At 69.1% G+C, this 14,173-nt stretch carries 11 protein-coding genes and 2 pseudogenes; 6 read left to right on the top strand and 7 right to left on the bottom strand.

The features are described from left to right. Together AB0J52_RS09365 and AB0J52_RS09360 are read left to right on the top strand one after the other, a co-directional pair. A pseudogene (locus AB0J52_RS09365) lies at positions 1-185 on the top strand (hypothetical protein); the annotation flags it as partial. Between the two features lie 515 nt (positions 186-700). Next, positions 701-1,294: a DUF4291 domain-containing protein gene (locus tag AB0J52_RS09360; protein ID WP_500181089.1), complete on the top strand. Its 594-nt coding sequence runs from the start codon at positions 701-703 to the stop codon at positions 1,292-1,294. Positions 1,295-1,810: 516 nt separating this feature from the next. Here AB0J52_RS09360 and AB0J52_RS09355 read toward each other — a convergent pair. From AB0J52_RS09355 to AB0J52_RS09345, 3 genes are all read right to left on the bottom strand, one after another. Beyond that, positions 1,811-2,740, bottom strand: a complete 930-nt coding sequence (locus AB0J52_RS09355) for a hypothetical protein (RefSeq protein WP_500181088.1) — start codon at positions 2,738-2,740, stop codon at positions 1,811-1,813. A gap of 544 nt (positions 2,741-3,284) precedes the next feature. Beyond that, a complete protein-coding gene (locus AB0J52_RS09350; RefSeq protein WP_500181087.1) occupies positions 3,285-4,154 on the bottom strand; it encodes an LLM class flavin-dependent oxidoreductase in 870 nt (289 codons plus the stop codon). A gap of 181 nt (positions 4,155-4,335) precedes the next feature. Next, complete coding sequence (locus AB0J52_RS09345) at positions 4,336-5,619, bottom strand: citrate synthase (protein ID WP_500181086.1); 1,284 nt, start codon at positions 5,617-5,619, stop codon at positions 4,336-4,338. Positions 5,620-5,687: 68 nt separating this feature from the next. Here AB0J52_RS09345 and AB0J52_RS09340 point away from each other — a divergent pair, with 68 nt between their 5' ends. From AB0J52_RS09340 to AB0J52_RS09330, 3 genes are all read left to right on the top strand, one after another. Further along, positions 5,688-6,413, top strand: a complete 726-nt coding sequence (locus tag AB0J52_RS09340) for a thiaminase II/PqqC family protein (protein ID WP_500181090.1) — start codon at positions 5,688-5,690, stop codon at positions 6,411-6,413. Positions 6,414-6,569: 156 nt separating this feature from the next. After that, the gene (locus AB0J52_RS09335) at positions 6,570-7,349 is read left to right on the top strand and encodes a hypothetical protein (protein ID WP_500181085.1); all 780 of its coding nucleotides are present in this window, start codon (positions 6,570-6,572) and stop codon (positions 7,347-7,349) included. Positions 7,350-7,956: 607 nt separating this feature from the next. Continuing rightward, positions 7,957-8,175 (top strand): helix-turn-helix domain-containing protein, encoded by a 219-nt coding sequence (locus AB0J52_RS09330; RefSeq protein WP_500181084.1) that lies wholly within the window; start codon positions 7,957-7,959, stop codon positions 8,173-8,175. Positions 8,176-8,634: 459 nt separating this feature from the next. Here AB0J52_RS09330 and AB0J52_RS09325 read toward each other — a convergent pair whose 3' ends face one another. The 4 genes from AB0J52_RS09325 to AB0J52_RS09310 all read right to left on the bottom strand — a co-directional run bounded on the left by AB0J52_RS09325 (position 8,635) and on the right by AB0J52_RS09310 (position 13,414). Then, complete coding sequence (locus tag AB0J52_RS09325) at positions 8,635-9,948, bottom strand: DUF2786 domain-containing protein (RefSeq protein ID WP_500181083.1); 1,314 nt, start codon at positions 9,946-9,948, stop codon at positions 8,635-8,637. 445 nt (positions 9,949-10,393) lie between these two features. Then, the gene (locus AB0J52_RS09320; protein WP_500181082.1) at positions 10,394-10,666 is read right to left on the bottom strand and encodes a hypothetical protein; all 273 of its coding nucleotides are present in this window, start codon (positions 10,664-10,666) and stop codon (positions 10,394-10,396) included. 397 nt (positions 10,667-11,063) lie between these two features. After that, positions 11,064-12,164 (bottom strand): winged helix DNA-binding domain-containing protein, encoded by a 1,101-nt coding sequence (locus AB0J52_RS09315; RefSeq protein ID WP_500181081.1) that lies wholly within the window; start codon positions 12,162-12,164, stop codon positions 11,064-11,066. A 32-nt stretch (positions 12,165-12,196) separates the two neighbouring features. Next, positions 12,197-13,414 (bottom strand): low temperature requirement protein A, encoded by a 1,218-nt coding sequence (locus tag AB0J52_RS09310; protein ID WP_500181080.1) that lies wholly within the window; start codon positions 13,412-13,414, stop codon positions 12,197-12,199. Positions 13,415-13,769: 355 nt separating this feature from the next. Between AB0J52_RS09310 and AB0J52_RS09305 the strand changes: the two are divergent. Continuing rightward, positions 13,770-14,173 (top strand): annotated as a pseudogene (locus AB0J52_RS09305) (hypothetical protein); the annotation flags it as partial.

Raw genomic sequence — 14,173 nt, 5'->3', positions numbered from 1 at the left:
GATCTCACGGCGCGGTGCTGGGGACCGCCGCGGGCGGGACGGTCGTGTTCTTCTCGATGGCGACGTCGCTCCCGGCGGCGGCGCTGGGCGCGGAGGGCCTGGCGGCGGACGTGACGATGCTGATCGCAACAGGTACGTGCGGGGGGCACGCGGAGATGGCCCTATTGGTGGCGATGGCGAGGTGAAACCGAAGTTCGGTGACGAGAGCGACGTGAAATCCACGGTTCGGTGACGACGGTGACGTGACCCGGCGGGTAGGTGGGTGACTCGGCGGCTTGGTGACCGCCGTGACGACATGTCGCCGGCTTGGTGACGACGGTGATGTGAGCCCGCCGTTCGATGGCACGGTGACGTGAGCCCGTGGCTTGGTGACGACCATGACGTAAGTCCGCCGTTCGGTGACCACGGTGACGAGGGCTCGCGGGTCAGGTAGACCACGGCGACGTGACCCGTAGATCGGTGATGACAGTGTCGCGATCCCAAGTTCGGTGGCGAAGGCGACAGGTGACAACTCTTTGAGTTGGACTCCCAGTACAGATGGCGGCGTGTGCCCCTTCGAAGCGAATCGCGTAGGCATAAGCGCATGCTCAGAAACGTGCTTCCTCCTAGGCAGGCGGAAGTGCAGCCACCACGCAGACAAAGCAGTTGCTCCGGTGCCGAGCCGGCAGGCAGTCTGCTTGGCATCAGAGGAGGTGGCGGCATGCATCCGCGCGGAGTACGTGCCGAGTACGATCGTGAAACGATCACCGTGTACCAGGCGTTCTCTCCGGCTATCGCGATGCCGGCCTTGGAACGCGGCCACTTCGTCCCACCGTTCTCTCGAACGCGTATGACGTGGATCAAGCCCTCCTTCCTCTGGCTGATGGCACGTAGCGGCTGGGGCCGTAAGTCCGGCCAGGAAATGATCCTGGCCGTGCGCATCTCCCGGTCGGGCTGGGATGAGGCACTCTCCCTGGCCGTCCCGACCGACCCCGACCGCCGCGTCTTCCGTTCCACCGATGAATGGCGAGCCGCCTTCCGTCAGGCCCAGGTTCACGTCCAGTGGGATCCCGAGCGCTCCCTGCGGGGTGAAAAGCTCGAGCCGCGCGCCATCCAGATCGGTCTGAGCCGCCACATCATCGACCAGTACGTCGACGACTGGACTCTTTCAATCGAGGATCGAACACCGCTTGCCCGCAAGATTCATAGCCACCTCCAGGCTGGCGACCTCTCCCAGGCGAGACGCCTTCTGCCGAAGGAACGTCCCTATCCACTCGCCGCCTCGACCGCCCATCGCCTGGGCGCAACCCCTTGATTCGCCCGCAGCTCAGCGCCTACACAACTATCGAGCTTCGCGCGGCGCGTCAGTCGGCTCTAACGCAGTGCGCCGCTCTAACACGGTGGGCCGCGCAGGTGACGACGACACAGGTCAACCCAATGTCGCTGCCACCAGCGCCGAGAGGTTACCCAGGTCGATGGCGCGAGCGACCGGTGGAGTCATGCATGGCCAGGCCGGGGCGGTGACCTGCGGATAGGTCGCGGCATTGGGGTGCTCAGTGCAGTTCTCCTCCCTCCACCGGCCTCCCTCCACCGGCCTCCCTCCACCGGCCTCCCTCCACCGGCCTCCCTCCACCGGCCTCCCTCCACCGGTGTTGCTCCGGCGGTCCGGCGTCAGGCCCCTCTCAGCTCCGCACTCACAGCCGCGTCGTAACCCCGGGCCAGGCTTTACATACCAACACCTCCAGCACGTGATCGGGTGCTCCAGGACCTACCCCAACGCCCGCAGGACGCGATCGCGTGATCGTGCGAGAACTCGCGGATGCGAGGTGGCTCAAGCCGGATGGAAGCCGGGTGTGGGGTCAGGATCGCAGCCGACGAGTTCGTGGATTATCGGCGGGAGTTCGTCCCAGAGCCACTCGTTCACGCTTCCGGGATAGCTTTCAGGTGTTCCGACCTCCAGCAGGTGGTTGCTGATGGGAGTCAGCCGAACAGCGATGGGCCCCTCGCTCCACATCGCCTCGTCCGTTCCCCAGTACTCCGCGAAGTCGCCGCCGGTCACCAGCGCCTCGCTCGGCAGGACACGCGTTCCGTGGCTGATGCCGAGCGGCAGTAACCCTCGGCTCAAGCTGCGCAGGACGTTGGTGGCTGACAGTTCGTGGGCACACGACACCCCGGAGATCCGGAGTTCGGGCAGGCCGAGGCGCTGCATGCCGCGCGTCGACAGTTCGAGACAGGCGCAGGCGTCGACCCCGTCATCGGCCGCGGCGCAAGGCACAGCGGTCCGCCCGGTGGCCGAGGTGGTGATCCAGTTGTCGGCGAGGACGAAGCGCCCGCCGTCGTCGGGCCTGAGCGTCGGCAGGACGACGCCCAGGTCAGCATCGGCGAGGATGCCGTCGGTGGCTTCGCGGACGGCATGCGCGACGGCGCGCGCGACACGAGCGCCGAACGGCCGGTCCCGCGCGGGCAGGACGGCGGTGACGCCGATGTGCCGCTCCGCGGAGCGCAGGTAGGCGAGGTCGCCGTCCCGCTCGTCCTCGTCGTCCAGCGAGGTGATCTCGGTCAGATCCCAGGGCGAACTGGACGCCGGGTGATGCGAGACGGACAGCTCCGGACCGCCCAGGCGCCGCATCGCAGGGGGTGCGAAGGGAGCGGAAACGTGTTCGAAGATCGCCTCGCGCAGGTCGTCGGGACACCGCTCGGCGGCGACCACGAAGGTCCAGGACGTCCGGTCGGGAACGGTGAGACGAAACGTCTCGGTCATCAGAGGCCTCCTCGTGCCGTGGTTCAGGTACATGAACCAGGCTGGAGCGCGCCGCCCTCCGAAACTAACCGAACCCCATTCTGGGGATAACTCGCCGCATGCCGGCGGAGCTGGTAGCAACGGGTAAGACATCAGGCCGCGCCACATATGCAGGCCTTCGCGACGGCGTTCCGACCTCATCGCGTCCTCCGCGCTGGATGCGGGCCGCGTGTCCAGCAGCGCAGGCTTCACGAAGTCGAGTGTTCCCGCGCTTGCTGCGCTGGGGGGAGACACACGCCAGCAGTCGAGTGGACCGTCCCGCGTGTGCGTGACAGCCCGGTGCAGGGCTGCTCAGGCGGACAATTCGTCGGTCGACGCGACGGCTGCGGCCCTGTCCAGCCAGCGTTCGAGGGGTGCTGTCTGGGAACCCGAGGATGCGGTCACGGGCACGTCGTCCGCGAGATGACGATGTCTCGTGATCGCAACACCCGGATCAGCGCGGTGGCCTCCCCCTCGGTGGCGGCGCGATGGGAGGCCTAGCTATGCCATTCGCTGGCGCGGCGGTTCACCTGGAGGGCGGCGGTCCCTGCTCGACGCGGGCGAGAACCGGAGCGAGGCGGTCGAGGTCGTCACCATCCATGGGCTGCCGCTCGTCCCACCAGGTGGCGCCCGCCTCGGCCAGCGGCCCAAGAAGATCCGCCGCCCGGGCGGGATCAGTCGGGCTCACACCACCGACGACGATCTCGAAGGGTCGTGCGTCTCGGCCCTCTGGCAACGCCTCCCGCTGCTCGCGCACGTAGGCGACCAGGTCACGTACCTCATGAACAGGGGGAGCGTGACCATGCGAGGCAGAGACGAACAGCGGGACCGCTCCGTCGAACCGGGCCGCCCGGCGCATCGGAGGCCGGCGAGGCCAGAACCCCGCGACCCAGATCGGAGGGCGCGGTTGCTGCACGGTCGCTGGGAGAAGGGCGATGCCGTCGGCCTGGTAGTGCCGTCCTGCGAAGGTGACTGGCTCGCCGGTCCAGAACCGCTGTATCAGTTCCAAGCCCTCGTCCAGACGTTCAGCCAGGACCCGCCGGTCAGTGGGTTCCCCGAAGGCGGAGAAGTCGTCCCGGTCGCCCAGTCCGACGCCGAGGGTGACCCGGCCGCCGCTGAGGACGTCCAGCGTGGCCACCTGGCGGGCGAGTTGCTGCGGACGCCGTCGTGCCACCGGCGTGACCATCGTGCCGAGCCTGATCCGACGTGTGGCCAGCGCGGCTGCGGTCAAGAGCATCCACGGGTCACCGAAGGGGCGCGGTCGGCGGTCGTGCGTCAGATGGTCCCAGACGAACAGGGCGTCCCATCCCGCCTCCTCTGCCGCGACCGCTACCTTCGCGACCGTCCGGGGATCGGCGAAGTCTCCGAAGTTGGGGATGTTGATCGATGAGCGCACCCTGGCATGGTGCGCTCCGCTCGCACTGATGGCAATCGCCTAAGGCTGGCGTGAACACCTGCCAGCCCATCAGCGTGCGTCCCCCCAGACACGACTCAGGGTCGGACCCCAGAAATGAATCTGGCGTCCGACCCTGTGAGCCGAGTTCCGTGCGCGCGAGTCGACCTCATGCGCGCGCGGGTCAGCGGGCGGCGATGTCCACGTAGTGGCGCTCGCCCTCGCCCACGTACACCTGACGCGGACGGCCGATCTTCGTCGCCGGGTCGTTCATCATCTCGCGCCACTGGGCGATCCAGCCCGGAAGGCGGCCGAGGGCGAACAGCACGGTGAAGGCGTTGGTCGGGAACCCGAGCGCCTTGTAGATGACACCCGTGTAGAAGTCCACGTTCGGGTAGAGCTTGCGCTCCACGAAGTAGTCGTCGTGGAGGGCGACCTCTTCCAGGCGCATGGCGAGGTCGAGCAACGGGTCGGAGACGCCCAGCGCGTCCAGGACCTTCGTGGTCGCCTTCTTCACCACGGCCGCGCGCGGGTCGTAGTTGCGGTAGACGCGGTGACCGAAGCCCATGAGCTTGACGCCGGGCTCCTTGTTCTTGACGCGCCGGACGAAGCTCTCGACGTCGTCGCCGTTCTGGTGGATGTTCTCCAGCATCTCCAGCACGGCCTGGTTGGCGCCGCCGTGCAGCGGGCCGAACAGCGCGTCCACGCCTGCCGACACCGACGAGAACAGGTTGGCCTGGCTGGAGCCGACCAGCCGGACCGTCGAGGTGGAGCAGTTCTGCTCGTGGTCGGCGTGCAGGACGAACAGCATGTCCAGCACCCGCACGATCTCGGGGTCGACCTCGTAGTTCTCGGTGGGCAGCCCGAAGGTCATGCGGAGGAAGTTCTGCACGTAGCCCAGGGAGTTGTCCGGGTAGAGCAGCGGCTGGCCGATGGACGTCTTGTACGCGTACGCCGCGATGGTCGGCAGTTTCGCGATGAGGCGGATGCTGGAGAGGTCGACCTGCTCGTCGTCGAACGGGTCGAGGCTGTCCTGGTAGAAGGTCGACAGCGCGCTCACGGCCGACGACAGCACGGCCATCGGGTGCGCGCGGCGCGGGAACGCCGAGAAGAACGCGCGGAACTTCTCGTCCAGCAGCGTGTGGCGCTTGATCCGCTCGGTGAAGGCCTCGAGCTTGTCGGCCGTCGGCAGCTCACCGTAGATCAGCAGGTACGCGACCTCCAGGAAGGAGGACTTCTCCGCGAGCTCCTCGATCGGATACCCGCGGTAGCGCAGGATCCCGGCGTCGCCGTCGATGTAGGTGATCGCGGAGGTCGTGGAGGCGGTGTTGGTGAACCCGGCGTCCAGGGTGACGTGACCGGTCTCCTTCAGCAGGGGTCCGATCTTCAGCCCTGACGGGCCCTCGGTCGCCTCGGTCACATCGAGGGGCAGACGCCCGCCCGCGTGGTTGAGCTCGAAATCCGGCATACTCGCTCGCTCCCAACTGCCGCCTACACCTGCGTAGACGTTCCGCCCTTCATGGTAGTCACGTGATCATGATGGTCGATTCCGGACCCAGGGTGTTGACTGACGGCCGAGATGGTGTTGCGCTGAGTGATATGGCTCTCATTGAAGCGACCGAACTCGCGGCACGGACCCGGGGCCGTATTGCGGGTCTGAATGGCGCGAATCGGTTCCTTGACCTCCTCGAGCAGGGGGCGGTGCCGCCGGAGCGTCTGGCCTGGCTGGCAGGGGAGGAGCTCCTGATCGTCGACAGCGACAGGCGGAGCTTCACCCTCCTGGCGTCCCGGTTCCCGGAGGCGCCGGCCGGGCAGTTCTTCCTGTCCCTCGCGCAGAGTGAGAACCAGGCTTTGGCTTTGCTTCCGCATTACTCGTTCGCGGTCGGTATGAGTGACGAGGATCTCATTTCCTATGAGCCTCGGCCGCGTGCCCAGTCCTATCCCGCCTATCTGGCGCAACGGGCCGCTTTCGGGACGCGTAGCGAAGTCGCCCTCGCCATGCTCGCGAACCTGGAGGAGTGGGGGAGCTACTGCGCCAGGACGGCCTCGGCCCTGCGGTCGCGTTATGGGCTGTCCGAGGAAGCGGTGGGTTTCTTCGACTACTTCGCCGCGACGCCGCCGGACTTCGTCGAGCAGGCGACGGCCGTCGTCGCGGCCGGCCTGGAGGCGGGGGAGGACCCCCGGAGCGCCGTTCGTGCGGCCGACTTCCTGCACGCCTACGAAGCCGACTTCTGGGCGACGTTGGCGGAGGGCCTTTCGTAGGCCGAAGCTTCCGCGAGGTTGCCGCGGGCTAGGCTCCTCCTCTGCGGTGGCCTGGGATGCGGGTTTTCCACAGAATCGAATTCGGTTAGCTGCCGGCTGGTCATCGCTGGACTCTGGAAGGGCGTCACCCGTCCACACCAGACCCGAGGAGTCATGATGACCTCCACGTCCACCAGCCCGGCAGCCATCTCCGACCGTCTGCTCGCCAGCCGGCTCAGGCTCACCGCCTGGCAGCTTCGGCTGGCCCGGGAGCACGGCATGCTGCCGGAACCCGACCTGCCCGAGGGGCGCTGGAGCGCCGAAGTCGCCGACCGGTGTGCCGAACGCGCGGAGGCGGTCCGGGCCGCGTTCGGCGAGGAAGCGCCCATAGGGGCCGAGCGGGCGGCCGTGCGGCTCGCCGCCCGCGTGAGGATGGACGTCGAGCGCGCCGACGTCGAGGTTCTGGCCACGCAGGACGCCTTGGAGGTGATCGGCAGGTATCGGGACCATCCGCTCTACCTGCTGCGTGATCTCGACGCGCTCGCGCCCGCCACCGTCATCAAGGTCGTCCGTGCGCGCAAGGGGCCGCTCGCGGAGTCCGTCGACCCGAGGGGCGCCGCCCGGCTCCTCCACTGGCCGCGAAGCGCCTTCGAACGCGTCGCCGCGGAGCGCAGCCTCGCTGTCGACCGCCTCGGCCGCTTCGCCCTCGCCGACGTCCAAGCGCTGGCGGACGATGAGGACCTGAAGAAGCGGGTCGCGAAGGAGCGGCGGCACGCCGCCCTCCTCAAGGCCGAACACGAAGAGGAGCGCTGCAAGGAGAACCTCCGCGACTGGCTCGACGCCTGCACCGCTTTTCTTGAACACGAGACCCCCGAGCCTCCGCCCACCCCGGCCCTGCGCCGTGCCATACAGGCCCTCATCTCCGCCCGAGCCGTGATCGCCGCACACGAACCGTGAGAGCGAGTGGGCCGTGGGGACAAGTAGGCGCGGAGGGACGAGCCAGCCGTGAGGACGAGCGGATCGTGAGGACGAATGACCCCTGAGGTCGAGGGAGTCATGCGGGCCAACTGCGGCGCCGTCCGACATCTCTCCGCGGTCATCCGCAAGGCTGGTCAGGCACCGCACGGCTGATCAGGCTCGGCTCGGCTGGTCAGGCACCGCAGGGCTGGTCGGGCGCGGCTCGGCGGGCTCGGCTCGGCTGGTCAGGCTCGGCTGGGCCATCTCGGCGGGGGACTGCTTGGCGGAGGCTTTGCCGGTGCCGGCTTCCTCGGAGGGGAGGTGAAGGGCCCGGGGCCCTCCGGCGTGCGGGACGGGTAGCGCGGGGACATCGAAATGTCCGGCTGCGGATAACTGCGAGGTGGGCCGGGGATGCTGCTCCGTAGGGGTTTGTCCGTCCTCGACAAGCCATGAGCCAAGGAATCGACCACGTGTGGCCGAGAAGATGGCGAATCACGCGGAGTGGCGGCCAGTTTGCGGGGAATGTGTACGTTGGGGTAGATCATCAGTGCTGTGAACTGCGGGGACGTCCCCGTCGTGCAGCGCGGTAGTCATCCAGGAGGTACTCGTGACCCGCACTCTGTCGAGGGGCACCCGCGTGACCGGTGCCGATCGCACCAAGCTGGCCGCCGAGCTGGCGCCCCGGTACGCCGCCGGAGAGAGCATCCGTGATCTGGCGGCCGAGACCGGACGCTCGTACGGCTTCATCTACAACGTGCTGAAGGAGGCGGGGGTCCCACTGCGGGGACGCGGGGGCAACACGCGGCGCAAGAAGAGCAGCAGCTGATCCGGCTGCCATCGTCCTCCCCGAGAGGGCACGTCGTCGTTCTTCCGCGTCCTGCCGATGGAGTCAGGCGTGCGGAGTCGAAGTCGGCACTTCTCAGGGGCTTCGCAGAAGCTGCGCAGGAGCCGTCGCCGAGCGCAGGGCGGGGCGGTGTGCGGGACTGATAGGTGGGTGACGGTGCAGGGCATCTGCTTCGCCGTGAGGGCGGGGTGGGGGCCCGTTGGCCTGCGGAAGTCAGCGTCGGTGATCATAAATGCACAAGCCGTCTCTCGGGAGGCGGTGTCAGGGGGACTGAGTACAGGCCGCAGGACTGCGGCCTTTGAGAAGTCGCCGAGGCTGCGTGCCATGCAAGCGGCGTCAGCGCGTGTGCGGGAAGTGGCGCGGGGGAAACAGCGCGGCGAGTTTGACGGGGCGCTGAACTCTTCAGCGGTATGCGGGTCGTGTTGATCCGGCGGTAGCGCGTCAGGGCGTGGAGATCTGGTCGTTGGAGTGGAGGGCGGCCAGGTCGGCGGCGGCGCGGCCGGCGACCCAGCCTTCGTAGTTGGAGACGCGGCGGGCGCGGCCTCGGGTGAGTGCGGGAAAGAGGTCGTTCACCGCTTGGTCCACGGCCTGATCCCGAGCGGTCAGGACAGGGAGAAGGTCGTGCCGTGCTGCTGCCTCCTGCGTGGCGCGGTCGCTCGCGGTGTGGAGGCGCTCGCCGATCCGAGCCGCGTAGGCGTTGAGGAACGCGTGCCGGAACGAACGCGTCCGCGATCGGCCGAGGGGGTCCTGCTGAGACCCCGCCCGCACCATTGCCGAGGTGGCCTGGACCAAGAGAGACGTGAAGAGCATCTCGGTGGCCGCGAGGTCTGCCGGGAAGCCGAGGACCGTGGACAATCCCAGTTCCCGATGCCAGACGGCGCGGCAGCGGTTCGCCTCCGCGACCACGGTCAGGAGGACGGCCTTGGGCGACTCATAGGGGGCGTCCACCGGAATTCGGACCCCGCCCGGGCCGACCGGCCCGTCCTCGGACACCGAGAGCAGAGCATGATCAATGCTGTGCTTCGTCATGAGTTCCTGGGCGCGGGCGCTGAGCGCTTCGGCCTCTTCGGGGAACTCCGTCGATTCGGCCTTGGCCAGCAAGGCGCGGACTTTGCCAAGCATCCGCTGGTCCGGTGCCTCGTAGTGGGCGCGCTTGACGGATGCTTCGCCCGCCCCCGCCGTCCCCGGAAGTGGGCCGATCATTGCGAGGCGCGGCAGGGCGGAGAGAAAGCACACCAACTCCAAAACCGCCGCCACTGATGTGGAAGTGGAGACGGTCTCCTGCTCACGCCAGACCCGCAGGCGGTCCTCGTCGGATTCCCACCACACGTCGGCGCCGAGGCTTTCCAGATGGCCGCGCCACCGGGGATCCACGGTGGGTGCGCTGTAGGAACGCATCTCGTCGGCTACCGCGTCCACGAGGAGGGAGCGGTGCCGCCCGCCCAGCTCACGCGAAACGTGACGGGCGAGATCTGCGGGTAGCCAGCCGCGCTCCCAGGCGGTGCGCACCGAAAGCCGAAGGCGCCGGACGAGCGCCAGATCCACGGTTCTCGGGTCGACGAGAAGGGCGGCAAGCGTTTCAACACAGTGCGTCCAAGCTGCCCTGTCGTCCCGTGCGAAGGCTTCCAGCGCAAGACCGATCAGCTTTTCGGCGGCGTCCCGGCCCGCTGCGGTCTGCCTACCGGACCTGTCGTGACGGCTCGAGTCGCGCGCCCGCGAATGCGTCGCCTGCCGCCATCGCCGTGAATCCGGCACAGCCCGCTCCTCCCTGATCAATTCCTTCGCATCCTGCCACGGACGTACGTCAGAACGTTTCAATCAGACCCGGGATTGAATAGCGGCTGCGGCGGCCGTGCAAGAAGCGTGTGGTGGCGGCAGGTGATGCGCGTCCGGACGAAGCCGCGGCGCGGGGACCCGCTGGCCAAGGGCTGAGGTCGGTGCCCTGCCCGGTGATCGGGTTGTGGAAGGCCGGGTCGTTCGGCATCTCTGCGGCTGAAAACACGTGGCTGTGGCAGGTCTTGCGGGTAAAGCAGGCGGTTGCGGCGGGTGGTGCGCTGGTGGTTGACCTGATGGCCCGGCGGCAGCCGGTCCTGGGGACCTGTGCTCGCTGGAGTATGTGGCTGGGGCGGAGGTGCAAAAGCGAGCGGCCGCCCGCTCTCGGGGGGAGGGCGGGCGGCCGCGTGGCTGCGAGGAAGGGCGGTCAGGTCGGGGAGTGGCCGTCTTCGCGGAGTTCCTCGACGACGACGCTCTGGTACTCGCGGGTCGTGTCCGGGGCGTAGGTGAGGCGGGCGAGGGCACGGCCCACCGCGTCGCGGATCTCGAAGCGGTAGTGCTCGCGGGGCTGGCCCACGTGCGCGACCGCCTGGTCGTGGCGGAGTCGGCACATCGTGTCGACCTTCTCCAGCGCGATCTCGAGACTTCCGGCTTCGGTGATGCGCCGGGGCGGTTCGCCCGTCTCCCAGATCTCGAACATGGTCGCGTCCTGTCGGCGGTACGGGGTCGGTCGGGCCGGGGCAGGCGGCGCGGAGAGGGCCGGGTGGGAGTCCGCGTCGGCCACGGCCGTGGAGCCGTGGGGCGCGGACCAGGATGTTAGGGGCATGTCTGAACTCGCCAGGAGTCATGGAGCGGTGTCGCGGGGTTGACCCCAGACAGCTTGCGACGAAATCGTGGATCTTTCAATCAGTCCAGGTCTCGGCTTGATCACTATTGGACGCCGGGCGCGCGCGTGCGGTGACGTCCTGGCCCGGAGGGCGGAGATCGGGTGGGGCCCACCCCACTAAGGCTGACCAGCGTCGTCCCAGTTCAGGGCGCTGAACAAGGTTCGGCGCCCAAGGGGATGAGGGGAGCCGCCGGGCGAGGCCCGGAACAGGTCAGGCAGGGTCCGCCACTTCGATTTTGCGCTCGGTGGCGTCCGGTTCGGCGAAGTTCAGGAGGGACTCGGCTTCGGCGGTCAGCGCCGTGACGGCCTCGCGGGGGAGCGGCTCGAAAGGGCGGAGGCGCAGCGTCGCCACTTTGCGCTTGCGCTCCAGCTCCCAGAGGCCCGCGGCGAAGCCGTCCCAGAGGAAGACCGCCCGGACGCGCAGGTTCTTGGTGGTGAGAAGCGGACGGTGTGCGTCGGCGATGACGCGCCGCCGATCGGCATGGGCGAGGACGAGGTTGTCGAACTCGGGGAGGAAGCGCGCCGGGACGGGGGTGTCCTCGTCCGGGCGGGGCGCGTCGGGCAGGTCGAACAGCTCGCGTCCCCGCTCGTCCTGGAACGTCCGGAGCCGGGGACGCAGCCGTTCCAGCGCCGCCCCGCACGCCGCCGTCCCCGACCATGTCTGCGCGTCGGCGGCCGTCGCGGGGCCGAAGGCGGCCAGGTAGCGCAGGGCGAGCGCCTCGTCGTCCGGGCCGTCGGAGAGAGCGGTGTGGAGCCAGGTGTCGGCGGGGGTGAAGGACGCGGTGCGCGGGAAGCCCCAGCGATCATCGGTCGGCACCATCGTCAGCGGCAGCCACATCCGGACGGCGTAGCCGAGCGCGCGGTCGTAGACGTCCGGGAAGTCCTCCTGGAGAAGGGCGCGCAGCTCGTTGAAGGTGCGCGGACCTTCGGTGAGGTGGCGCCGGGCCGCGGCGAGCACCGCCGGACGGTCCAGCCCGGCCGCCTTGTCGCCGAGGACCTTCAGCGCGCCGTCCAGCATGGGCTGGAGGGTCGCCCGCAGGGCGGCGTAGTCGGCGGCCGACACCAGGTGCAGCGTCCCGCGCAGGTAGGTGGCCCGCACCACGGACCGGTCGTGGACGGCCGTGTGCAGATCCTTGGCGCGGAACCCCTCCAAGCGCGACCACAGGCCGAAAAACGGAGGCTTCGGCTCCTGCGCCTGGAGCCCGCCGAGCCGCTGGACCGCTTCGGGGACCGGGACGGCCTCACGGGTCAGCAGCATCTGACGGGCGAGCGTCGCCCGGTTCAGCTGACGCAGGTTAAGGGTCTCGGTCATGGACGGCCGCCTTTCGCTTGATCGCAGCGACCTTAACGCGGGGCCGCCCCGCCGTTCCTCGACCGGGCGGCGGACGGCCGGGACCCCTTGGTTCCGTGGGCCCAGATGCTCAGCACGATCTGCAGGGCCATGAGGACGCCGGTCAGCGCGACGGCATGCCCGGACCAGGAGGTGGCGATCGCCGCCAGGCCGATCACCGGCATCCCCCACGCGTACGGGGCGTCCTCTCCGTGTGGCCGCACGAGCAGCCACCAGACGACCAGGAGGTAGCAGAACACCGGGACGGTCAGGGAGAGCCCAGCCGTGGCGGACGAGATGTGGGCCTCGTGGGTGGCCAGCGCGGCGTTCACGGCGATCCCGGCGCCGACGGCGGCCCCGGACGCGTAGATCACGTAATGCCCGTAGCCCCACAGGATGGATGTGCGTAGATCGGTGAGCAGACCGGCCGAGGACATGGAGAAGTAGACCCACCACATGCCGAAGACGGTGACCAGGCCGCCGGCCGCCACCGTGTAGAGGCGGAGGGACGCGTCGCCGGACAGGGCGTCCCGCACCGCGTTGGTGGAGGAGAGGACCGTCTCGCCGAGCACGATGATCGTGAGGAGCCCGTACCGCTCGGTGATGTGGTGGGGGTGCCAGGTCGTCCGGCCGGCGGATTCGGCCCACGGCGGGACGAGCAGCTCGGCGGCGATGCCGGCCGCGATGAGCCAGGGCTGCCAGGATCTCGGGGCGGCGAACGCGACGGCGAGCCAGTAGACGGCGCAGCCGCCTTCGCCGGTGACGAAGCGGAGCATGGTCGTCCGGTGCTCTGGATCGCCGGCGGCGGCGCGGAGCCGCTGCGACTCCAGGCCGAGCCGCATGATCGCGTAGCCGACCGCCATGATCTTCAGGTCCCGGTGGTCGAAGGCGCGGGGGACGCCCGCGGCCAGCACCAGCGCCCCGGCCATGACCATCATCGTCGCCGACCGGAAGTAGGTGTCGTCGGTGTCGTAGGCGGAGGCGAACCAGGTGTAGTTCAGCCAGGCCCAGTTGATCGCCGCGAAGATCAGCAGGAATCCGGCCACGCCCCAGAGGACACGGCCCTCGGCGAGCGCGTGCTCCAGGCGCGCCGCGTCCGCGCCGACGGCGACGACGAAGCAGAGGTCGAAGAACAGCTCGAGGGAGGACGCCACCCGGTGCCGTTCGGCGGGGTCGCGGGCCTCCATCCGGCGCCGCCAGGGGCGGCCGATGATCACGGGGCGCTCGGTCATGAGCGCATCGTAGGGAAGCGGTCACTGATGATCACCGATCGGCCCCCGCTGCGGGCTTCACCCCGGTGCGGCTCGATCTTTCTTTCGAGAGGCGCCCTCGCACCGCGCGGGGATGGCGCCCGGCAGGCCGGGCCTCGGAGCACGGAATCCCTTGCCGCATAGGGGCTGGTGGCAGCCGGTGCGGGGCCCTGCAGCGGGTGCCGGACGGCCTGCCGGAAGGGGCGGAAACGAGCGGCGGGGACGGAAGTGACGCGAAAAGATCCGTGAATCTGCACGTGCATCAGATCTTGCACCTGCACGCTATTCCTAGCAGGATTGCCATGGCCCCCCGCACGTGAACTCCCCGGAGATCGCGATGACCGCACATCTCAGCGACAGCGACCGACAGGCGCTTCGCCTCGCCCACGACCTGCGCGAACAGCTGGCCCGGAACCTTCCGGACCGCATCGCGTCACCGTCGATCTCCCCCTATGTCGACCCCGCCGGACGGCCGAGCGTGCTCGTCCGGCTGGACGACGAGACCGCCCGCGCGCTGATCGCGATGCTGGGCGAACGAGGAGCGTCGCCGGTCCCCGAGCCGCGCCGGACGGACGGGTCACTGCCCGCCCCCCAGCGCCACGCGACGGGTCCCCAGCAGATGCCCTACGGCGAGCCGTACGGGGGCCCTGAGCCCCAGTACGGCGGTCCGGAACACCCCTCGGCCTCGCCCTTCGCGGCCCAGCCCGGGGGGGAGTTCGCTGCCCGGCCGGGAGCGCCGTT

The organism is Spirillospora sp. NPDC049652, assembly GCF_040675125.1.
GTDB lineage: Bacteria > Actinomycetota > Actinomycetes > Streptosporangiales > Streptosporangiaceae > Spirillospora.
Note: the sequence above shows the minus strand (reverse complement) of the source record. Positions and strands in the feature narration are given on the sequence as shown.